General features: G+C 69.8%; 20 protein-coding genes and 1 pseudogene. 6 read left to right on the forward strand and 15 right to left on the reverse strand.

Going from position 1 to position 19,606, the window contains the following annotated elements:
• Both ACFQ36_RS11435 and ACFQ36_RS11440 read left to right on the forward strand, forming a co-directional pair.
• Window positions 1-305: pseudogene (locus ACFQ36_RS11435) on the forward strand (hypothetical protein); the annotation flags it as partial.
• The gene (locus ACFQ36_RS11440) at window positions 283-1,104 is read left to right on the forward strand and encodes a serine hydrolase domain-containing protein (RefSeq protein ID WP_377013699.1); all 822 of its coding nucleotides are present in this window, start codon (window positions 283-285) and stop codon (window positions 1,102-1,104) included. The pseudogene ACFQ36_RS11435 and the gene ACFQ36_RS11440, both read left to right, overlap by 23 nt.
• Before the next feature lie 11 nt (window positions 1,105-1,115).
• On the opposite strand, the gene mutM is transcribed toward ACFQ36_RS11440, so the two are convergent.
• From mutM to coaD, 5 genes are all read right to left on the reverse strand, one after another.
• Window positions 1,116-2,081, reverse strand: a complete 966-nt coding sequence (gene mutM, locus ACFQ36_RS11445; protein ID WP_377013701.1) for a bifunctional DNA-formamidopyrimidine glycosylase/DNA-(apurinic or apyrimidinic site) lyase — start codon at window positions 2,079-2,081, stop codon at window positions 1,116-1,118.
• Window positions 2,082-2,084: 3 nt separating this feature from the next.
• Complete coding sequence (gene rnc, locus ACFQ36_RS11450; protein WP_377013703.1) at window positions 2,085-2,780, reverse strand: ribonuclease III; 696 nt, start codon at window positions 2,778-2,780, stop codon at window positions 2,085-2,087.
• Between the two features lie 8 nt (window positions 2,781-2,788).
• On the reverse strand, window positions 2,789-2,992 hold the full coding sequence (gene rpmF, locus ACFQ36_RS11455) for a 50S ribosomal protein L32 (RefSeq protein ID WP_127511582.1): 204 nt from the start codon (window positions 2,990-2,992) through the stop codon (window positions 2,789-2,791).
• 2 nt (window positions 2,993-2,994) lie between these two features.
• Window positions 2,995-3,564 (reverse strand): YceD family protein, encoded by a 570-nt coding sequence (locus ACFQ36_RS11460; protein ID WP_377013735.1) that lies wholly within the window; start codon window positions 3,562-3,564, stop codon window positions 2,995-2,997.
• A gap of 117 nt (window positions 3,565-3,681) precedes the next feature.
• Window positions 3,682-4,173 carry a pantetheine-phosphate adenylyltransferase gene (coaD, locus tag ACFQ36_RS11465; protein ID WP_377013705.1) on the reverse strand — a complete coding sequence of 164 codons (492 nt, stop codon included), beginning with the start codon at window positions 4,171-4,173 and terminating at the stop codon, window positions 3,682-3,684.
• Window positions 4,174-4,235: 62 nt separating this feature from the next.
• Here coaD and ACFQ36_RS11470 point away from each other — a divergent pair, with 62 nt between their 5' ends.
• Complete coding sequence (locus ACFQ36_RS11470) at window positions 4,236-5,474, forward strand: aminotransferase class I/II-fold pyridoxal phosphate-dependent enzyme (protein ID WP_377013707.1); 1,239 nt, start codon at window positions 4,236-4,238, stop codon at window positions 5,472-5,474.
• A complete protein-coding gene (locus ACFQ36_RS11475; RefSeq protein ID WP_377013709.1) occupies window positions 5,471-6,271 on the forward strand; it encodes a spermidine synthase in 801 nt (266 codons plus the stop codon). Before ACFQ36_RS11470 ends, ACFQ36_RS11475 begins: the two co-directional genes overlap by 4 nt.
• Before the next feature lie 11 nt (window positions 6,272-6,282).
• Here ACFQ36_RS11475 and rsmD read toward each other — a convergent pair whose 3' ends face one another.
• From rsmD to ACFQ36_RS11495, 4 genes are all read right to left on the reverse strand, one after another.
• The gene (rsmD, locus tag ACFQ36_RS11480) at window positions 6,283-6,861 is read right to left on the reverse strand and encodes a 16S rRNA (guanine(966)-N(2))-methyltransferase RsmD (protein ID WP_377013711.1); all 579 of its coding nucleotides are present in this window, start codon (window positions 6,859-6,861) and stop codon (window positions 6,283-6,285) included.
• 3 nt (window positions 6,862-6,864) lie between these two features.
• Window positions 6,865-9,063, reverse strand: coding sequence for an ATP-dependent DNA helicase RecG (locus tag ACFQ36_RS11485; RefSeq protein ID WP_377013713.1), 2,199 nt, complete (start codon window positions 9,061-9,063; stop codon window positions 6,865-6,867).
• Complete coding sequence (locus ACFQ36_RS11490) at window positions 9,056-10,063, reverse strand: DAK2 domain-containing protein (RefSeq protein ID WP_377013715.1); 1,008 nt, start codon at window positions 10,061-10,063, stop codon at window positions 9,056-9,058. Before ACFQ36_RS11490 ends, ACFQ36_RS11485 begins: the two co-directional genes overlap by 8 nt.
• 158 nt (window positions 10,064-10,221) lie before the next feature.
• A complete protein-coding gene (locus ACFQ36_RS11495; RefSeq protein WP_377013717.1) occupies window positions 10,222-11,277 on the reverse strand; it encodes an LCP family protein in 1,056 nt (351 codons plus the stop codon).
• A 75-nt stretch (window positions 11,278-11,352) separates the two neighbouring features.
• On the opposite strand from ACFQ36_RS11495, the gene ACFQ36_RS11500 reads away from it, so the two are divergent.
• On the forward strand, window positions 11,353-11,850 hold the full coding sequence (locus ACFQ36_RS11500) for a DUF3515 family protein (protein ID WP_377013719.1): 498 nt from the start codon (window positions 11,353-11,355) through the stop codon (window positions 11,848-11,850).
• A 33-nt stretch (window positions 11,851-11,883) separates the two neighbouring features.
• Here ACFQ36_RS11500 and ACFQ36_RS11505 read toward each other — a convergent pair whose 3' ends face one another.
• The 6 genes from ACFQ36_RS11505 to leuC all read right to left on the reverse strand — a co-directional run bounded on the left by ACFQ36_RS11505 (window position 11,884) and on the right by leuC (window position 18,413).
• On the reverse strand, window positions 11,884-13,038 hold the full coding sequence (locus ACFQ36_RS11505) for a D-alanine--D-alanine ligase family protein (RefSeq protein ID WP_377013721.1): 1,155 nt from the start codon (window positions 13,036-13,038) through the stop codon (window positions 11,884-11,886).
• The gene (locus ACFQ36_RS11510) at window positions 13,035-14,072 is read right to left on the reverse strand and encodes an NAD(P)H-dependent glycerol-3-phosphate dehydrogenase (protein ID WP_377013723.1); all 1,038 of its coding nucleotides are present in this window, start codon (window positions 14,070-14,072) and stop codon (window positions 13,035-13,037) included. The genes ACFQ36_RS11505 and ACFQ36_RS11510 overlap by 4 nt, the downstream gene beginning before the upstream one ends.
• Entirely contained in the window at window positions 14,069-14,848 is a 780-nt protein-coding gene (locus tag ACFQ36_RS11515) for a lysophospholipid acyltransferase family protein (protein ID WP_377013725.1), read from the reverse strand. The genes ACFQ36_RS11510 and ACFQ36_RS11515 overlap by 4 nt, the downstream gene beginning before the upstream one ends.
• Window positions 14,849-14,864: 16 nt before the next feature.
• Window positions 14,865-16,181, reverse strand: coding sequence for a UDP-N-acetylglucosamine 1-carboxyvinyltransferase (gene murA / locus ACFQ36_RS11520; RefSeq protein WP_377013727.1), 1,317 nt, complete (start codon window positions 16,179-16,181; stop codon window positions 14,865-14,867).
• Window positions 16,182-16,324: 143 nt separating this feature from the next.
• Window positions 16,325-16,924 carry a 3-isopropylmalate dehydratase small subunit gene (gene leuD / locus ACFQ36_RS11525; RefSeq protein WP_377013729.1) on the reverse strand — a complete coding sequence of 200 codons (600 nt, stop codon included), beginning with the start codon at window positions 16,922-16,924 and terminating at the stop codon, window positions 16,325-16,327.
• Window positions 16,925-16,937: 13 nt separating this feature from the next.
• A complete protein-coding gene (gene leuC, locus ACFQ36_RS11530; RefSeq protein ID WP_377013731.1) occupies window positions 16,938-18,413 on the reverse strand; it encodes a 3-isopropylmalate dehydratase large subunit in 1,476 nt (491 codons plus the stop codon).
• A gap of 146 nt (window positions 18,414-18,559) precedes the next feature.
• Between leuC and ACFQ36_RS11535 the strand changes: the two genes are divergently transcribed.
• Window positions 18,560-19,279, forward strand: coding sequence for an IclR family transcriptional regulator (locus ACFQ36_RS11535; protein WP_377013733.1), 720 nt, complete (start codon window positions 18,560-18,562; stop codon window positions 19,277-19,279).
• The last annotated feature ends 327 nt before the right edge of the window (window positions 19,280-19,606 follow it).

Raw genomic sequence — 19,606 nt, forward strand, 5'->3', positions numbered from 1 at the left:
CCCCGGCCTGGCGGGTGCCCGGCTGGCTGGCCCGCGGCGCCGGCTCGGTGATCGAGAAGGCCTGGTTAGCCGCCGGGGTGCGCGGCCGGGTCCGCGACGAGCCGCCGATGACGCGGTTCTTGGCCGAGCAGCTGTCCACCGCCCATTGGTTCGACCAGCGGCAGACCCGCCAGGTGCTGGACTGGGTGCCCGGGGTCGGCCTCGACGAGGGGCTGACGCGGCTGGCCGCCTACTACGGGCACGGCACCGGGCAGACGGATGAGAGGGAACCGGAGAAGAAGCATGCACAGCGTTCAGGCCATTGACAGCTGGCCGGTAGCAACCGCGGCCACCGCCGTCGTCGGACGGGACGGACGGGTCCTCGCCAGCCACGGGAACCAGTGGCAGAAGTTCCGCCTGGCCTCGGTCACCAAGCTGCTCACCGCGTACGCCGTGCTGATCGGCATCGAAGAGGGCGCACTGGAACTGGACCAGCCGGCGGGCCCGGAAGGCTCCACGGTCCGGCACCTGCTCGCCCACAGCGGCGGCTACGACTTCGCGAGCCGCACCGTGCGCTACAAACCCGGGGAGCGCCGGCTGTACTCCAACGCCGGCTTCGAGGTGCTCGCGGAAACGCTGGAGGAGGCGGCCGGGATGGGCTTCGGGGACTACCTGCAGGACGGGCTGCTGGACCCGCTGGGCATGGCCGACACCACGCTGGAGGGCTCCCCCGCCGCCGGGGCGATCTCCACGGCGGCGGACCTGGCGCTCTTCGCCGCCGAGCTGCAGCGGCCGGCCCTGCTGGATCCGTCCACCCTGGCCGAGGCCACCAGCGTGGTCTTCCCCGGACTGGCCGGCGTGCTCCCCGGGTTCGGCCGCCAGCAGCACAATGACTGGGGCCTGGGCTTCGAGATCCGCAACGAGAAGAACCCGCACTGGACCGGCTCCGCGAGCTCGCCCCGGACCTTCGGGCATTTCGGCCAGTCCGGCACCTTCCTCTGGGTGGATCCGGATGCCGGGGCCGCCTGCGTGGCGCTGACGGACCGGGACTTCGGCCCGTGGGCGGCGCAGGCGTGGCCGGCGTTCACGGACGGGGTGCTGGCGGAGCTGCAGCCGGCCGGGTAGCGGCCGGATCCTTACCACCGGCCGTTGCGCGGCCGCGGCTGGCACACCGGGCAGGTGTACGAGGAACGGTTCATGAAGGTGTCCCGGCGGATCTTCGTCTGCAGCCCCAGTTCCGCGCAGCGGTAGCAGCCCTCGCGCTCGCGCCCGTAGGCGTTCAGCGAACGGGCGAAGTAGCCGGAGGCGCCGTTGACGTTGACGTAGAGCGAGTCGAAGCTGGTGCCGCCGGCGGCCAGGGCGCGGGTCATCACGTCGCGGCAGGCCTCAATGAGCCGCTCGGCTTCCTTGCGGCGCATGGTGTCCGTGGCGCGCGCGTAGTGCAGCCGGGCGGCCCACAGGGACTCGTCCGCGTAAATGTTACCGACACCGGAGACCAGCCCCTGGTCGAGGATGGCGCGTTTAATCCCGGTCCGGCGGGCGCGCAGCCGGCGGTAGAAGTCGTCAAAGGAGAAGGCCGGATCCAGCGGGTCCCGGGCAATGTGGGCCGCTTCCAGCGGGACAAGGGGCAGCCCCGTTTCGGACCGGCCGCCCGGCTGCCCGTCCCCGGTGGGGGCCAGGTCGGCGAGGAAGACCCCGCCGAAAATACGCTGGTCCACGAAACGCAGCTGCTCCGGCATCGCAGTGCCGGCGTCGTCGGCGGCGGGGCTGAGGGTGAAGCGGACCTTCAGGTGCTTCTCGTCCGGCTGGGCCGCATCCTCGACCAGCAACTGCCCGCTCATGCCCAGATGGGCCATCAGGGCCAGCTTCGGTTCGGTGGTGCGGACGGCCGAGGCCTCCTCGAGCGGCATCCAGAGGAACTTTCCGCGGCGGGCCACGTCCACCACGCGGGCACCGACGAGGTTGCCGCGCAGGTCCTCGGCGCCGAGGGCATGGCGGCGCACGGAACGCTCGTCCAGGACGTCGACGGCGGTGATGGTGCGGCCGCGGACCCAGCGCGCCAGGCCGCGGCGAACCACTTCCACCTCGGGCAGTTCGGGCATGATTCAGCTCTTGACCGGGCGCTCTGAACGCAGCTGCCGCCACGTGACGGCCGCGGCTTCCTGCTCGGCTTCCTTCTTGGAATGGCCGGTGCCCTGTCCGTACGGCATTCCGCCGATCAGCAGGGTGGCTTCGAAGGTGCGGGCGTGGTCCGGGCCGGATCCGTGCACGGAGTATTCGACGGTGCCCAGCTTCCGGGCCGCCGCGAGCTCCTGGATGCTCGTCTTCCAGTCGGTGCCGGCGCCGAGCGCATCCGCGTCTTCCAGCAGCGGCCCCACCAGGCGCATCACCAGCCTACGGGCGGCCTCGATGCCGTGGACCAGGTACGTTGCGCCGAAGAGCGCTTCCATGGTGTCGGCCAGGATGGAGGACTTGTCCGCACCGTTGGTCAGCTTCTCGCCCTGGCCGAGCAGGATGTGCTCCCCCACGCCCAGGTCGCGGGCAATGCCGGCGAGGGCGCGCGTGCTCACGACGGCAGAACGCCGCTTGGCCAATTCCCCTTCCGAGAGTTCGGGATTGTCCCGGTAGAGGGCGTCCGTCACGGAGAAGCCGAGGATCGAATCGCCCAGGAACTCCAGGCGCTCGTTGGTGGGCAGCCCGCCGTGCTCGTAGGCATAGGAACGGTGGGTCAATGCAAGACGAAGCGTCTCGGCGTCGATATCGACGCCGAGACGCTTCAAAAGCTCTTCAGTTGAAGGCATGCCGAGCGTTACGCGTCGGCTACCTTGCGCCCCTTGTACTCAAGGAACAGCGCAGTGCCAGCTGAGTCGGTGACAACCTTGGCCTGGTGGGGCAGGCTGTAGGTAACCCGGCCGTTCTCAACGGTCTTCACCAGGTTGGGGGCGGTAGCCTTCCACTGGGACCGGCGTGCGCGCGTATTCGAGCGGGACATCTTCCGCTTGGGAACAGCCACGACTAACTCTCTTCTCTCTCGTCTGACTCTGTACTTGTTGCCGCGTTCTCCGCGGCAGTGCTGGCCAGGCCCGCAAGGGCTGCCCAGCGAGGATCCATGACCTCATGGTGGTGCCCCGGATCCTCTTCAAGGCGCATCCCGCATTCAGGGCACAGGCCTTTACAGTCCTCCCGGCACACCGGCTGGAACGGCAGCGAGGTTACCACTGCGTCCCGCAGCACCGGCTCGAGATCGATGCAATCGTGCTCGATCCGGTACTGCTCTTCCTCTTCCTCTGCGGAAACCTGACCAAGGTCAGCGTCCCCGTAGTAGAAGAGTTCCTGCACGTCGACGTCGAGGTCGTACGCGATGGGGTCCAGGCAGCGCCCGCACTCGCCCGTTACTTCAACGTTGGCGGTGCCGGTGACCAGGATACCTTCGTGCACGGCCTCGAGCCTCAGGTCCAGCTCCATGTCGGAGCCTTCCCGAACGCCGATGAGTGCCACGCCAAAATCCTTTGGCGCAGGTACATGCTCCTCAAGAGTCCGCATCGTTCCCGGGCTGCGCCCGAGGTCCTTGACCCCCAGGATCAGGGGCGAACTTTGATCATGGTTCAGGACCACGGTGATGAAAACTCCTCATGAACATATGACCGACGTATCATCATAGCCCGAATCCAGCGGATCGCTCAAACCGCGGCACGCCGGGGGTCAGGTGGCATCGGGGCCGTCGGCCGCGGTCTGGAAGCGCTTGAGCACGGCCTTGGGCACGAACTCGGAGATGTCCCCGCCCAGGGCGCCGACTTCCTTGATCAGGGTCGAGGACAGGTAGGTATAGCGGCTGTCCCCGGGCAGGAACACGGTTTCCACGCCGGTAAGGTGGCGGTTCATATGGGCCATCGGCAGCTCGTAGTGGTAATCCTGCGTGGTCCGCAGGCCCTTCACAATGGCCCCGGCTCCGTGGTCGCGGCAGAACTCGGCCAGCAGCCCATCCCCCATCGGCTCCACGGTGGTGCCGGCCAGGTAGGACAGCGTTTCCCGGGCCATGCCCAGGCGCTCCTCCAGGCTGAAACGGTACTTCTTGGCGTAGTTGGTGGAGACCGCCACGATGACTTCGTCGAACATGCTCGCGGCGCGGGCAATGATTTCCACGTGTCCATTGTGGAGCGGGTCAAAGGATCCTGGGCAGACGGCTCGGCGCATAGCAATGAATCTAGCCGATCCGCGCGGCCCGGGCCCACCGGACAGTGATATTACTGGAAGCCATGAGCACAACAGGACACAGCCTTGCCGTCCCCGGGCCGGACCCGGCCCCGTGGCAGCGCGCGGCGGCCGGCGCCAACCTGCTGGCGGCCGACGGCGGCCTCGCGGTGACCATCTTCGAGGAAATGACCACCATGGCCGCGGCCTGCGGTGCCATTAACCTGGGCCAGGGCTTCCCGGACGAGGACGGTCCCGGCGCCATTGCCGAAGCTGCCCGGCAGGCGATCGCCGGCGGCGCCAACCAGTACGCCCCGGGCAAGGGAACCCTGGTGCTGCGCGAGGCCGTGGCCGCCCACCAGCAGCGCTTCTACGGGCTGGACCCGGATCCGGAGGCCGAGGTGATCATCACCACCGGCGCCACCGAGGCGCTGGCCGCCACCCTGCTGGCCCTGACCGGTCCCGGCGACGAGGTGCTCACCTTCGAGCCCTTCTACGATTCCTACGGCGCCATGATCGGCCTCAGCGGCGCCACCCACACCACTTCGCCCCTGCGCGCCCCGGACTTCCAGCCGGACCTGCAGCACCTGGAGGAAGCGTTCACCGACCGCACCAGGGTGGTGCTGGTGAACAACCCGCACAATCCCATGGGCACCGTCTTCACCCGCGAGGCGCTGGCGAAAATCGTCGAGCTGGCGGCACGCCGCAACGCCGTCATCGTCACGGACGAGGTGTACGAGCACCTGACCTTCGGCGTCCCGCACGTCCCGGTGGCCACCCTGCCCGGTGCCGCCGAGCGGACCATCACCATCTCCTCGGCCGGCAAGACCTTCTCCTTTACCGGCTGGAAGGTCGGCTGGCTGCACGGACCCGCCGACCTGGTGGCCGCCATCCGCACGGTCAAACAGTTCCTCAGCTACTCCTCCGGAACCCCGTTCCAGCCGGCCATTGCCGCCGCCCTGGCCCTGGAGGACTCCTTTTACGAGGGCGTGGCCGCCGGCCTGCAGCGCAAGCGGGACGTGCTCGCCGAGGGCCTGCGCCGCGCCGGGCTGGAGGTCTTCACCCCGGACGGAACGTACTTCGTCAATGTGGACGCCGCGCCGCTGGGCGTCACCGACGCCGCCGCCCTCGCCCGGCGGCTGCCGGAGCTGGTGGGAGTGGCCGCCATCCCGGTGTCCGTATTCTGCCACGCCGAGGGGGCCGAACGGACCCGGTCGCTGCTGCGTTTTGCCTTCTGCAAGCGCACCGAGGTGCTGGAAGAGGCCGCCGCCCGGCTGGCCAGGCTGCCGGAGTTGCTGGGATGACCCGCCGCTTCCTGCGCGCCAGCGGACTGCACGCGGAGATCGCGCCGGACGAGCGGGTCCCCGGCTCCTATGTGCTCAGCATCGGCGGAGCGGAGCAGTCCCACGTGGACCTGCGCGATCCCTCCCATGTGTTCTACGAATACCTGCGCCGGATCGCCAACGTGATGGACCTGGCCGGTCCGGCCGGCCGGCCGCTGCGCTGCCTGCACCTGGGCGCCGGAGCGCTGACCCTGGCCCGGTACATCCAGGCCACCCGCCCCGGCTCCGAGCAGCACGCCGTCGAACTCGAACGCGAGCTGCTGGACTTCGTCATCGACAGGCTCCCGCTGCCGGAGGGCACGGACCTGACCGTGCATATCGGCGACGCCCGTCAGGAGGTGGCCTTCGGCGCCGTCGGCGGCGGGTTCGACGCGATCGTGCTGGACGTCTTCGCCGGCGAGGACGCCCCGGAGCACCTGACCACACCGGACTTCTACGCCGAGCTGCTGGAAATCCTGGCCCCGGAGGGCGTGCTGCTGGTCAATGTCGGCGACGATCCGCCGCTGCACTTCGCCCGGCGCCAGATCCGGGCGCTTACCCAGGCGCTCGAGGCGGAAGATGCGGGCAGCAGGGCTGCCCCCGGTCTGGCGTCGCTGGCGGAGACCGGGATGTTCAGCGCCCGGTATCCCGGCAACATCGTGCTGGCCGCCCGGCACGGCAGCTGGCCGCAGGACTGGACCGGCGCACTGCTGGCGGCCGGCCCGCACCCGGCCGCAGTGCTGACCGGCCCGGAGCTGGAGGCCTTCGCCCGCGGCTAGGGAGTGGGGCGCTAGCCGGCCGCTTGGACCGGTTCGGCGTACCAGAGCATGGTCTCGCCGTACTTTTTCTCCGCAAAGCGCTCCAGCCCGGCCGGCCAGCGCGGCTCCGGCGAGCGCGAGGAGCGTTCGACCACGACGACGCCGCCGGCGGCCAGCCGCGGTGCCACGGTGCCGAGAACCTCGGCCAGTTCGGCCTCCGGCAGCGGATACGGCGGGTCCATCAGCACCAGGTCCCACCGGTCGTGGCTGTGCAGCCGGTCCAGGAACTGCAGCACCCCCGTCCGGGTCACCCGCACCACGGTCCGGCCCAGCGCCTTGTTGACCAGCGCCGCGTTCTTCCGGCAGACCCCGGCCGCCTTCTCGGACAGTTCGACCAGGTCCACCTCGGCCGCGCCCCGGCTGGCGCTCTCCACGCCCAGGGCGCCGGAGCCGGCAAACAGGTCCAGCACCCGGGCCCCGGCGAGCATCCCGTAGGAGTCCAGCCGCGAGAAGAGCGCCTCCTTGACCCGGTCCGTGGTCGGGCGGGTCCGGTCCCCCGGCACGCTGGCCAGGCTGATGCCTCCGGCCGCCCCGGCAATAATGCGGCTCACCGCTCAGCCCCGTTCAAGGAACGCCTCCCGCTCCGGGTTCAGGTACAGGTCGATCGCCTGCGCCAGGTCCGGGTAGTCGGCCAGCTCGGCGTCGCGGGCCACGATGCCGGCGGCATCCGCCCGGGCCTTGGCAATCACGTCCTCGTCCTTGATCACCCGCAGCAGCTTCAGGGTGGACTTGCCGCCGGACTGGGAGGAGCCGAGGATGTCCCCTTCCCGGCGCAGCAGCAGGTCCGCCCGGGAGAGCTCGAAACCGTCGGTGGTCCGGGCGACGGCCTCCAGCCGGGCCCGGCTGGGGTGGCCCGGTTCCAGCCCGGTGACCAGCAGGCAGGTGCCGGGCAGCCCGCCGCGGCCCACCCGTCCGCGCAGCTGGTGCAGCTGGGAAATGCCGAAGCGGTCCGCGTCCAGCACCACCATCAGGGTGGCGTTGGGAACATCCACCCCCACCTCGATCACGGTGGTGGAGACCAGCAGGTCCAGCCGGCCGTCGTTGAAGGCCGCCATCGTGGCCGCCTTGGCCTCCGGGTCCTGCCGGCCGTGCAGCACGCCTGAGCGCACCCCGTCCAGGGCCGGCACCGTGGCCAGGTACTCGGCGGTGGAGACCACCGAGGCCAGCTGGCGTGAGTCCTCGTCCGGCGGCGGGGCGTCGAACGGGTCGGTATCCTCGCGGTCCTCGTCCCCGATCTTCGGACACACCACGTAGACCTGCCGGCCGGCGTCGACCTCCTCCCGAGCCCGCTGCCAGATCCGGGTCTCCCACGCGGGGTGCTCCGCGAGCCCGACCAGGTGGGTGGAGATCGGGGCGCGCCCGGCCGGCAGCTCGGACAGAATGGAGGTCTCCAGGTCCCCGAAGACCGTCATCGCCACCGTGCGCGGGATGGGCGTGGCGGTCATGACCAGCAGGTGGGGCGGGCGCAGCGCGCGGGAGCGCAGCTTGTCCCGCTGCTCCACGCCGAAGCGGTGCTGTTCGTCCACCACGATCAGGCCCAGGTCCGCGAACATGACCTCGTCGGAGAGCAGCGCGTGGGTGCCGATCACGATGCCGGCCTCGCCGCTGGCCACGTCCAGCAGCGCCCGCCGGCGCGCCGCCCCGGTGACCGAGCCGGTGAGCAGCACCACCCGGGTGCCGGCCTCGTCCCCGCCCAGCAGGCCGCCCTCGGCGAGCGGGCCGAGCGTGCGGCAGATCGACTCGTAGTGCTGGGCGGCGAGTACCTCGGTGGGCGCCAGCAGGGCGGCCTGCCCGCCGGCGTCGATCACCTGCAGCATGGCCCGCAGGGCCACCAGGGTCTTGCCCGAGCCCACCTCGCCCTGCAGCAGCCGGTTCATCGGGTGGTTCGCGGCCAGCTCCGCCGCCAGCGTGGCGCCCACCTCGCGCTGCCCCTTGGTCAGGGTAAACGGCAGGGCGGCGTCGAACCTCTCCAGCAGGCCGCTTGGGATCGGCGGGCGGGCGGTGGCTTCCTCGGCAGTGGCCTGGGCCCGGCGGCGGGCCAGTGCGGCCTGCAGCACCAGGGCCTCCTGGTAGCGGAACCGCTCGCGTGCGCGGCGGGCATCCTCGATGGTGGCCGGCCGGTGGACCTGCTGGTAGGCGTCCGACAGGGACAGCAGCCCGTCCCGGATGGCGATGTCCGGCGGCACCGGATCCCCCACCTGGGCGAAATCCACGCTGTCGAGCAGGATTTCGACGGCCGACTTGATCCGCCAGCTGCCCAGCTTGGCGGTGGCCGGGTACAGGGGCACCGGGCGCAGCGCCTCCTCGGCGTTGAAGTCGGCGGCGTCCTCAAGCAGGGAATAGTCCGGGTTGGTCAGGGTCAGCCGCCCTTGGTAGCGGGTGACCTTGCCGGAGAACATGGCCAGCGTGCCCGGGCGCAGGTCGCGTTCGGCCTGGTAGCCGTTGAAGAAGGTCAGGCTGAGGTTGCCGTAGGTGGAGTTGTCGGTGATGACCACCTCGGTGAGCGACCCGCGGCGCGCGCGCATCCGGCGCGTGCTGCAGCTGACCACCCGGGCGACCAGGGTGGCGTCCTCGTCCGGGGGCAGGTCCGCGATCAGCGTCAGTTCCCCGCGCTTGAGGTAGCGGCGCGGGAAGTAGTTCAGCAGCTCCCCGGTGCGGGTCAGGCCCAGGTGCTTCTCCAGTGCGGCGGCCGTGCGCTTGCCCAGGCGGCGTTCCAGCGGCAGGTCCAGTTCCGCGGGCCTGCGGTCAGTCATCGGTATCGCGGGTCCTGCAGGTTCCGTCGGGCACCAGGTCCTGCGCAGGATCCGGGCTGGCCAAGGTGGTGACGGACAGATGGGCAGGTTCGCCGAACTGCCGGATGGCAGCCAGCGCCGCCTCCGGATCGGAAACATGGACATGCACCCGCCAGCGGTAGCCGTCCGGGACCTCGCTGACGGCGCTGAGGATCACCGAGTCGCCCAGCTCGTCCAGCTGCAGGCGCAGGGTGGCCGCGTCCAGCGGACTGAGGTTGATGGTGCACATGACCTCCATGCCCTCGGCCTGATGGTCCAGGTGGATGTGCGGGTCCTGCACGCCGTAGCCGTGCAGGCCCTCGAGCAGCTCCGGCTGCAGTTCTTCGCCCAGCGCGCTGGCCCGCAGCGTGTCCAGGATCAGCAGGAAGCCCACCGCCCCGGCATCCACGATGTGCGCGTCGGCGAGCGGGTCCAGCTGCCCCTCCGTGGCCACCACGGCCTCCAGCGCTGCCTCCACCGCCGCATTCAGCGTCCGGGCCAGGCCGTGGTTGCTGTGGTCCCCGTTCTGCGCCGCGTCCCCGGCATTGGCGGCCCGGGTGGCGGCCTCCACCGCGGAGAGCATGGTGCCGGGCACCGGCTCGCTCAGCGCGGACCAGCAGCGGATTTCGGCCCGTTCCAGGGCGGCCGCCAGCAGCGGCCCGGTCAGCCGCGTGGTGCCGTGCAGCGGTTCGGCCAGGGCAGCCAGGAACACGGACAAGAGCGTGCCGGAATTGCCCCGGGCCTCCTCCATCGCCGCCCGCCCGGCCTCGGCCAGCAGCTCGCCGACATCGGACGTGGCCAGGTCCGCCACGGCCCGGGAGGCCGAACGCACGGTGAGGTACAGGTTGGTGCCGGTATCGCCGTCGGCGACGGGAAAGATGTTGATGGCATTCAGCCTGTCGCTGTGGTTGCCCAAGACCTCCTCCGCCTTGCCCAGCCAGCGCTTGAGCGCCTGCACGTTCGCGGCAATCTTCGTTTGCAAACTGTTCCCATCCACAGGTGCCGGCGGTTCTGCGCCAACGCCACTTTCAGTTCTCCGGCATTAAGCGAGCCTACCGCAGCCGGCGGCGCCGCGGCGGCGGGCGCGGGGAGGAATTTGCCCGCACCGCTGCCGCAAACGTGCACGTCCTGCCGGGCGGCCTAGCTTCCGGCCTCGGCGGAGGCCCAGTAGTCGTCGAACTGGTCCGCTTTCATGGCCGCGGCGATCGCATCGATGGCGGCCTGGTCCTTCAGGATGATGGACTGGCCGTCGGCCGAGGTGCCAATGCCCTGGTTCGGCAGCGTGAAGAAGTGGATGTCGTCGTTGCGGATATCCCGCAGGCCGACGCCGAGGGATCCGACGGTGGCGGCGTCCAGGCCCGAATCCACGCTGAGGTACGGGGCGAACTCGCTGACAGCGCCGTTGATCCGGGCGGGATTGGTCAATGTCTCGGCATTGAGGAAGCGCGCCATGACGGCCTTGACGAACAGCTGCTGGTTCTTCACGCGCTGGTAGTCCCCGTCGCTGAAGGCCTTGCGCTCGCGCACGAATTTGAGTGCCTGCTCGCCGTTGAGGGTCTGCACTCCCTGCGGGAAGTACACGCCGTCCTGTCCCACCGCGCTGAACGCCGTGGGGTTGTTGATTTCGACCCCGCCCAGGGCATCGGTCAGGTTCTTGAAGCCTGCGAAGTCGATGATGGCCACGTGGTCCACGCGGGTATCGAAGAGGCCTTCCAAGGTCTGCACCAGCAGCGGAACCCCGCCGAAGGCCATGGCGGAGTTGATCTTGTGCTCGCCGTAGCCGGGGATGTCCGTCCAGGTGTCGCGCATGATGGACATCACGTATACGTTCTGGCGGTTGCTGGGAATATGCATCAGCATCATGGTGTCGGAGCGGCCGCCGTTCGGGACGCCGTTGAGGTTCTCGGTTTCCCCGCTGCCGCCGCGGACATCCGATCCCAGCAGGAGGATGTTCATGGAACCGTCGGACTTCGCGGGCCGGTCCGCCTCATCCGGGAAGGCCGAGGCGATGGTTTCGGTCTTGCTGTTGAACGTGTTGGCCAGGTTCCACACGTAGCCACCGGCCATGGCGGCTGCGGCCAGTACCAGCCCCAGCAGGACGAGAACGGTGGTGCGCACCGGATGGCGGCGTTTCTTACGCCGGCGGGGGCGGAACTCACCCGCTTCGGGTTCCTCGATATACAGCTGATTGGACACTTTCCGACCCCCAAAGGACTTAGGCAACCTGACGATTTTAGCGTGATTGCCTGTGTGAACCGTTAAACTTGATGCATGCGACCGCCGTTTCGTTCCGTCCGCCTGCCCGCTGTCGCCTTGCTCGGCGCGCTGGTGCTGGCCGGCACTGCCGCCTGCTCCCCGGCCGTAACCGTGGAAGCCGCCCCCGATGCGGCCGATCCCGGCTGCGCACCGATGATGGTGATGCTACCGCAGTTCGTGGCGGATGCGCCCAAACGCGAGACCACCAGCCAGGGCACCGCGGCCTGGGGGAACCCGTCCCGGGTGATCCTGCGCTGCGGGGTGCCCGCGCCCGGACCGACCACCGACCGGTGCGTGACCGTCAACGGGGTGGACTGGGTGCTCCGGCAGCAGGACAAGGGCACGGCGTGGACGGCGACCACCTACGGACGGAATCCGGCGACCGAGCTGGTCTTCGATCCGGACCAGGTGGCCGAAAGCACCGTGCTGGTGGACCTGGCCGGTGCCGCGGCCAGGATCCCGCAGACCAGCAAGTGCCTGAGCGTTTCGGACACCCTGGAGACGAAGAAGTAGCCATCCCCGCCGCAGCCCGCCCGCCGGGGCCGGCTAGCGCAGGCCGGTCTTGCGGTTCAGCGCCAGGTAGATCAGCTCGTCGATCAGCTCGGTGTAGGGCATCCCGGATTTGGCCCACATCTGCGGGTACATGCTGATCGGGGTGAAGCCGGGCATGGTGTTGATCTCGTTGATCACCAGCTCCCCGTCGGGGGTGTAGAAGAAGTCCACCCGGGACAGCCCCTCCCCGCCCACGGCGTCGAACGCGGCCGCCGCCAGGGCCCGCACCCGCTCGGTGACATCCTCCGGCAGGTCCGCCGGGCAGCTCAGGGCCGCCGCGGTCCCGTCCACGTACTTGGCCTCGAAGTCGTAGAAGTCGTGCTCCCCCGGCTGCACGGCGATCTCCCCGGGCAGGCTGGTGCGCGGATCCTCGTGCCCGCGGCCCTGCAGCACCGCCACCTCGATCTCGCGGCCGGGGATCCCGGCCTCCACCACCACCTTCGGGTCATGGTCCCGGGCCGTTTCGACGGCGGCGCGCAGGCCGGAGCGCTCCGCCACCCTGGTGATCCCCATCGACGAGCCGGCCCGTGCCGGCTTGACGAACACCGGGAAGCCCAGGTCCGCGGCACGCTCCAGCGCCGCTTCGGGGTCCTGCCGCCACTGGCGGTCGGTGATGACCCGGTACGGCCCCACCTTCAGCCCGGCGGCCTCGAACACCACCTTCATGTAGTGCTTGTCCATGCCCACCGCGGAGGCCAGCACCCCCGGACCCACATAGGGCACGTCCGCCAGCTCCAGCAGCCCCTGCAGCGTGCCGTCCTCGCCGAACGGCCCGTGCAGCAGCGGCAGCACGACGTCGATCCGGCCCAGGCTGCGCGGCACCTGCCCGTCCACGGCGACCAGCAGCTCGGTGCCGCCGCCGCGGCCGGCCAGCATGACGGACTCCGGGCCCGCGGCGACCTCGGGCAGCTTGTCCGAGGCCAGGGACCACTGCGCCGGATCGTCGGCCACCAGCGTCCAGCGGCCGTCGCGGGCAATGCCCACCGGCACGACGTCGTACTTGTCCTTGTCCATGGCGCCAAGCACGCCGGCTGCGGTCACGCAGCTGACCGAATGCTCGCTGGAGCGCCCGCCGAAGAGCACGGCCACCCGCGGGCGGGGATTGCCTGCCGCGGAGGACCGGGGGTCGGAGGACGGTTGGGATGTCACTGTTGATGCTCGCCTTCGGATTTGAGTTCACGGGTCAGCAGGCGCGGGGCCAGCTCCTCGACGGAGAGCCGGCCTTCCAGCACCGCGACCACGGCTTCGGTGATGGGCATTTCCACGCCCATCTGGGCGGCCAGGTCCAGCACGGCGCGCCCGGACTTGATGCCCTCGGCTGTCTGCGTCATGCGCTGGTTGACTTCGTCCAGGCTCAGTCCCTCGCCGAGCAGCCGCCCGGCGGTGTGGTTGCGCGAGAGCGGGGAGGCGCAGGTGGCCACCAGGTCGCCGAGGCCGGCGAGGCCGGCCATCGTCTCCAGCTCGCCGCCGAGCGCAAGGGCCAGCCGGGTGGTCTCGGCCAGGCCGCGGGTGATCACGGAGGCCTTGGTGTTGTCCCCCATATGCTTGCCGTCGCAGATGCCCACGCTCAGGGCGATCACGTTCTTGACGATGCCGCCGATCTCCACGCCCACCACGTCGGTATTGGTGTACGGGCGGAAATACGGTGCCGTGCAGATGCCCGCGATCCACTGCGCCACTTCCATGTCGGTGCAGGCGACCACGGAGGCGGTCGGTTCCTTGCGCGCGATCTCCATGGCCAGGTTGGGGCCCGAAATCACCGCGATCCGGTCGTCCGGCAGCGCCAGCTCCTGCTTGATCACCTCGCTCATGCGCGCGTCGGTGCCCCGTTCCAGCCCCTTCATCAGGGAGACGACGACGGCGCCGGGCGCCAGCAGCGGCCTGCAGGCCTTCAGCTGGGGGCGCAGCGACTGCGCCGGCACCGCAAGGACCACCAGCGGGGCGCCGCCGAGCACCTGGGCCAGATCGGCCGAGGCCGCCAGGTTCTCCGGCAGCCGGATGTCCTTGAGGTACTGGGAGTTCAGGTGGAACTCATTGATCTCCTTGGCAACTTCGGCGCGGCGGGCCCAGAGGCTGACCTGGATGCCCGGGTGGGCGTCCGCGACCACCTTGGCGAAGGTGGTGCCCCAGCTTCCCGCCCCCAGGACCGCTACTTTGGCCGGCAGCTCGAGGCGGCCGGTCACGGCGCCTCCTCCACGGCGCGCGCCGGCGCTCCGTCCCGGCCGGCGAAATCCCGGCCCGTGGCCTTCTGCCGGTGCGCCGCGGGATCCCAGCGCTCGGCCGGGGGAACCTCGCCGCGCAGCCCGGCCAGCAGCGCCGTCACGCTGTCCATGATCTTTTCGGTGGCGGCCTCGAGCACGCTCTTGGTGATCGGCTGGCCGCGGAACTCGGACAGGTCCACGGGCGGCCCGGCCACCACGTGGGAGGTCTTGCGCGGAAAGAGGTGGAACCGCTTGGCGTACCGGGGGAAGAGCGCGTTGGCCCCCCACTGGGCGACGGGCACCACCGGCGCGCCGGTCTGCAGCGCCAGCCGGGCGGCACCGGTGCGCCCCCGCATCGGCCACAGGCCGGGATCGCGCGTCAGCGTGCCCTCCGGATACAGGATGACGGCGCCGCCCTGGTCCATGACCCTGCGGGCCGCCAGCAGCGAGCGGTTGGCTCCGGCGCTGGAACGCTCCACCGGGATCTGCCGGGAGGCGTGCAGGAGGGATCCGACGACCGGAATGTCGAACAGGGACGCCTTGGCCAGAAAGTGCGGCAGGTGCCCGCTGTTGTACAGGTAGTGGCCCACCACCAGCGGATCTATCTCGGTGTTGTGGTTGGGGCACACGATGAACCCGGTGTCCTTGGGCAGGTGCTCCTGTCCGGACCACCGCCGGCCGAGGACGGCATTGAGGACGGGGCGGGCCAGGCAGGCCACGGCGCCGAGGGCCAGGCGTTCTTTGGTTGTTGTTTTCATAGTCGTGGGCGGCGCGTCAGGCGGCGTCGAAATCCGCGCCGAGCGCTTCGAGCTTGGACAGGAAGTGTTCGTAGCCGCGGTTGATGATGTCGATGCCGGTGACGCGGGAGTTGCCGGTGGCAGCCAGGGCCGCGATCAGGTGGCTGAAGCCGCCGCGCAGGTCCGGAATGTGGATCTCGGCCCCCTTCAGCTGGGTGGCGCCGGAAATGACGGCCGAGTGCAGGAAGTTGCGCTGGCCGAAGCGGCAGGGGACGCTGCCGAGGCATTCGCGGTGCAGCTGGATGTTCGCCCCCATGCGGACCAGCGCCTCGGTGAAGCCGAAGCGGTTTTCGTAGACCGTCTCATGGACTATCGAGACACCCTGGGCCTGGGTCAGGCCGACCACCAGGGGCTGCTGCCAGTCCGTCATGAAGCCCGGGTGGACATCGGTCTCCAGCACCAGCGGGGACAGTTTGCGGCCGGTGTGGTAGAAGCGGATGCCGTCGTCGTTGATGTCGAAGGAGCCGCCCACCTTGCGGTAGGTGTTCAGGAAGGCCATCAGGTCCCCCTGCCGGGCGCCTTCGACGTAGATGTCGCCCTGGGTCACGAGCGCGGCCGAGGCCCAGGATGCGGCCTCGTTGCGGTCCGGCAGCGCACGGTGGTTGAAGCCGGTGAGGTCCTGGACGCCTTCGATCCGGATGACCCGGTCCGTCTGGACGGTAATGATCGCGCCCATCTTCTGCAGCACGGCGATCAGGTCCATGATCTCCGGCTCGATCGCGGCCCCGCTCAGTTCGGTAATGCCTTCGGCCTTGGTCGCGGTGAGCAGTACCTGCTCGGTGGCACCCACGCTGGGGTAGGGCAGCGACACCTTGGCGCCCTTGAGCCCCCTGGGGGCCGAGATGGAAATCCCGCCCTCGCGCTTGTCCACCACCGCGCCGAACTGGCGCAGCACCTCGAGGTGGTAGTCGATGGGCCGGTCACCGATCTTGCAGCCGCCCAGGTCCGGAATGAAGGCCTCGCCGATGGCATGGATCAGCGGACCGCAGAAGAGGATCGGGATCCGGGAGTCACCGGCGTGCGCGTCGATGTCCTTCATCTGCGCGGTCTTGACCTTGGTGGGGTCCAGCCGCAGATCCCCGGTGGCCGGATCCTTGACCACTTCGACGCCGTGCAGCCGCAGCAGGCTGGTGACGACGTCGACGTCCTTGATCTCCGGCACGTTCCGCAGCACCGAGGCATCGCTGCCCAGCAGTGCGGCGACCATCGCCTTGGGAACCAGATTTTTGGCCCCGCGGACGGTTACCTGTCCCGTGAGCGGGACGCCGCCGCGAATGGTCAGCACACTTGCCATGGATACCTGTTTCCCTCGATGTAGAAGCCACCACTGCGCCTCCGGATTCACGCGGACTTCACGAAGGCCCCCGTACTAAGCATAGAAGCACGGCCGGGCCGGACCGAAATGAGGAAGCCCGAAAAGTGCCGGGCAGCGGCGGATCAGGACCTGGCAGGCAGCGTCTTCGGCTTCCAGGACGGGCGGGCAGCCTCGTACGCTGTGATTTCCGCCTCGTGCTGCAGGGTCAGCCCGATATCGTCCAGGCCTTCGAGCAGGCGCCAGCGGGTGTAGTCGTCGATTTCGAACGGCGCCGTGATGGTTCCGCAGGTAACCGTCTTGGCGGACAGGTCCACGGTCACCTCGGTGCCCGGGTGGTTCTCCAGCTCCTTCCAGATGAGCTCGATGTCGTCCTGGGCCACCTGCGCGGCCAGCAGGCCCTGCTTGCCGGAATTGCCGCGGAAGATGTCCGCGAAGCGGGAGGAGAGCACGGCCTTGAAGCCGTAGTCCTTCAGCGCCCAGACGGCGTGCTCGCGGGAGGACCCGGTGCCGAAGTCCGGGCCCGCCACCAGGACCGAACCGCGGCTGAAGGGCTCCCGGTTGAGGATGAAGTCCTCGTTCTTGCGCCAGCCGGCGAAGAGCGCGTCCTCGAAGCCGGTGCGGGTGATCCGCTTGAGGTACACGGCCGGGATGATCTGGTCGGTGTCCACGTTGGACTGGCGCAGCGGGACGCCGATGCCGGTGTGCGTGGTGAACTTTTCCATGGCTATAGGCTCCTTAGGCTGCCCGGCCGGCCGCGGCGTCTGTATTTTCGGGCGTAACGGGCTCCAGATCGGAAGGTGAGCTGAGCGTGCCGCGCACGGCGGTCGCCGCCGCGACCACCGGGGACACCAGGTGCGTGCGGCCGCCCTTGCCCTGGCGGCCCTCGAAGTTGCGGTTCGAGGTCGAGGCGCAGCGCTCCCCCGGGGCCAGCTGGTCCGGGTTCATGCCCAGGCACATGGAGCAGCCGGCGAAGCGCCACTCCGCGCCGAACTCCTTGAACACCTTGTCCAGGCCCTCGGCCTCGGCCTCCAGGCGGACGCGGGCCGAACCGGGCACCACCATCATGCGCACGTCCGGGTCCTTGGCCCGGCCGCGGATGACGTCCGCCGCCGCGCGCAGGTCCTCGATCCGGCTGTTGGTGCAGGAGCCCAAAAAGACCGTGTCCACCCGGATGTCCTTCATCGGGGTGCCGGCCTGCAGGCCCATGTACTCCAGGGCGCGTTCGGCGGCGGCCTTGGCGTTCTCGTCCCCGAAGTCCTCCGGGTTCGGCACGGTCTCGGAGAGGGAGACGCCCTGGCCCGGGTTGGTGCCCCAGGTTACGAAGGGCTCCAGTTCGTCGGCATCCAGGAACACCTCGGCGTCGAAGACGGCGTCCTCGTCCGTGTGCAGGGTCTTCCAGTACTCGACGGCGGCGTCCCAGTCCGCGCCCTCGGGAGCGTGCGGGCGGCCCTTGAGGTAGTCGAAGGTCTTCTGGTCCGGGGCCACCATGCCGGCGCGGGCGCCGGCCTCGATGGACATGTTGCAGATGGTCATCCGGCCTTCCATGCTCAGGGCGCGGATGGCCGAGCCCCGGTACTCCAGCACGTAGCCCTGGCCGCCGCCGGTGCCGATCTTGGCGATCACGGCGAGGATGATGTCCTTGGCGGAAACGCCCGGGCGCAGCGTGCCCTCGACGTTGATGGCCATGGTCTTGAACGGCTTCAGTGACAGCGTCTGGGTGGCCATGACATGCTCGACCTCGGAGGTGCCGATGCCGAAGGCCAGGGCGCCGAACGCCCCGTGCGTGGAGGTGTGGGAGTCGCCGCAGACCACGGTCAGGCCCGGCTGGGTGAGCCCGAGCTGGGGGCCGACCACGTGGACGATGCCCTGCTCGGCGTCGCCGAGGGGGTGCAGCCGGACGCCGAATTCCTTGCAGTTGTTGCGCAGCGTCTCGATCTGGGTGCGGCTGGTCAGGTCCGCGATCGGCTTGTCGATGTCGATCGTGGGCGTGTTGTGGTCCTCGGTGGCGATGGTCAGGTCCGGGCGGCGCAGCTTCCGGCCGGCCAGCCGCAGCCCCTCGAACGCCTGCGGGGAGGTGACCTCGTGGACAAGGTGGAGGTCGATGAAGATCAGGTCCGGCTCGCGGGCCGCGCCCTCGCCTTCCCCGCGGCGCACGACGTGTGCGTCCCAAACCTTCTCGGCGAGCGTCTTGCCCGCAGTGTTACCGGCCATGGCCAGCTCCCTCCATCAGTGACAGCGCGGCGCAGCGCCCCGGACCGGGGGCCGCAGAAGCTTGTGTTTCCACTTTTCCAGCACCTGGGCGCGGGGCGCCACCTCCCGCACTTGCATCTCAAATAATGAGACTACAATATCAAGTTATGGACAATGCAAGCGGTGTCGGCGTCATCGATAAGGCGGTTATGGTGCTGGACACCCTCGAGGCCGGCCCCGCCACGCTGGCCCAGCTGGTGGCGGCCACGGGACTGGCCCGGCCCACCGTGCACCGGCTGGCCCTGGCCCTGATCCACCACCGGCTGGTGGCCCGCGACGTCCAGGGCCGCTTCGTCCTGGGCAGCCGGCTGGTGGAACTGGCCTCCGCCGCCGGCGAGGACCGGCTGATCGCCGCCGCCGGCCCGATCCTGCTGCAGCTGCGCGACGCCACCGGCGAGAGCGCGCAGGTCTTCCGCCGCCAGGGTGATTCGCGCGTCTGCGTGGCCTCGGCCGAACGCCCCGTGGGCCTGCGCGATACGATCCCGGTGGGAACACAGCTGTCCATGAAGGCCGGTTCGGCGGCGCAGGTGCTGCTGGCGTGGGAGGACCACGAACGGCTGCTCGAGGGACTCAAGGGCGCCCGTTTCACCCCGACCGTGCTGGCGGGGGTGCGGCGGCGCGGCTGGGGCCAGAGCCTGGGCGAACGCGAGCCGGGCGTCGCCTCGGTCTCCGCACCGGTGCGTGGACCCTCCGGCCGGGTCATCGCCGCGGTCTCCATCTCCGGTCCGATCGAGCGCCTGACCCGCCAGCCCGGCCGCCTGCATGCCGAGGTGGTCTGCCAGGCCGCCCAGCAGCTCACCGACGCCCTGCGCAAATCCGCCGACTAAGAATCGCTCAGCAGGTGCTCTCCCCCGGCGGCAACCGGTCGGCAGATGTCTCCTCGTGACGGAAGGTGCACCGCCTGCCGCGGCATCGCAGGGCGGCGGTGCACCTTCCCGGAAAAGGCAGCATCTACGGACCAATCTATGCCGAAGGGGAGCATCTGGTGCCCGGTTTTTCAGGGCGAGGGATGTCAGCCGGCGAAGTGGTCCCACCCCGCCGCTTCGGGCGTGGCGCCGCCGACGGTGACCTGCCCGTCGCCGTCGTATGCCCGGCCCACCGCGGCAAACCCGGCCGGCAGCGCCGCCTCCGGTCCGAAGGCGGCCAGCAGCACA

The sequence above is a fragment of the Arthrobacter sp. GCM10027362 genome (assembly GCF_042679445.1).
Lineage (GTDB): Bacteria > Actinomycetota > Actinomycetes > Actinomycetales > Micrococcaceae > Crystallibacter.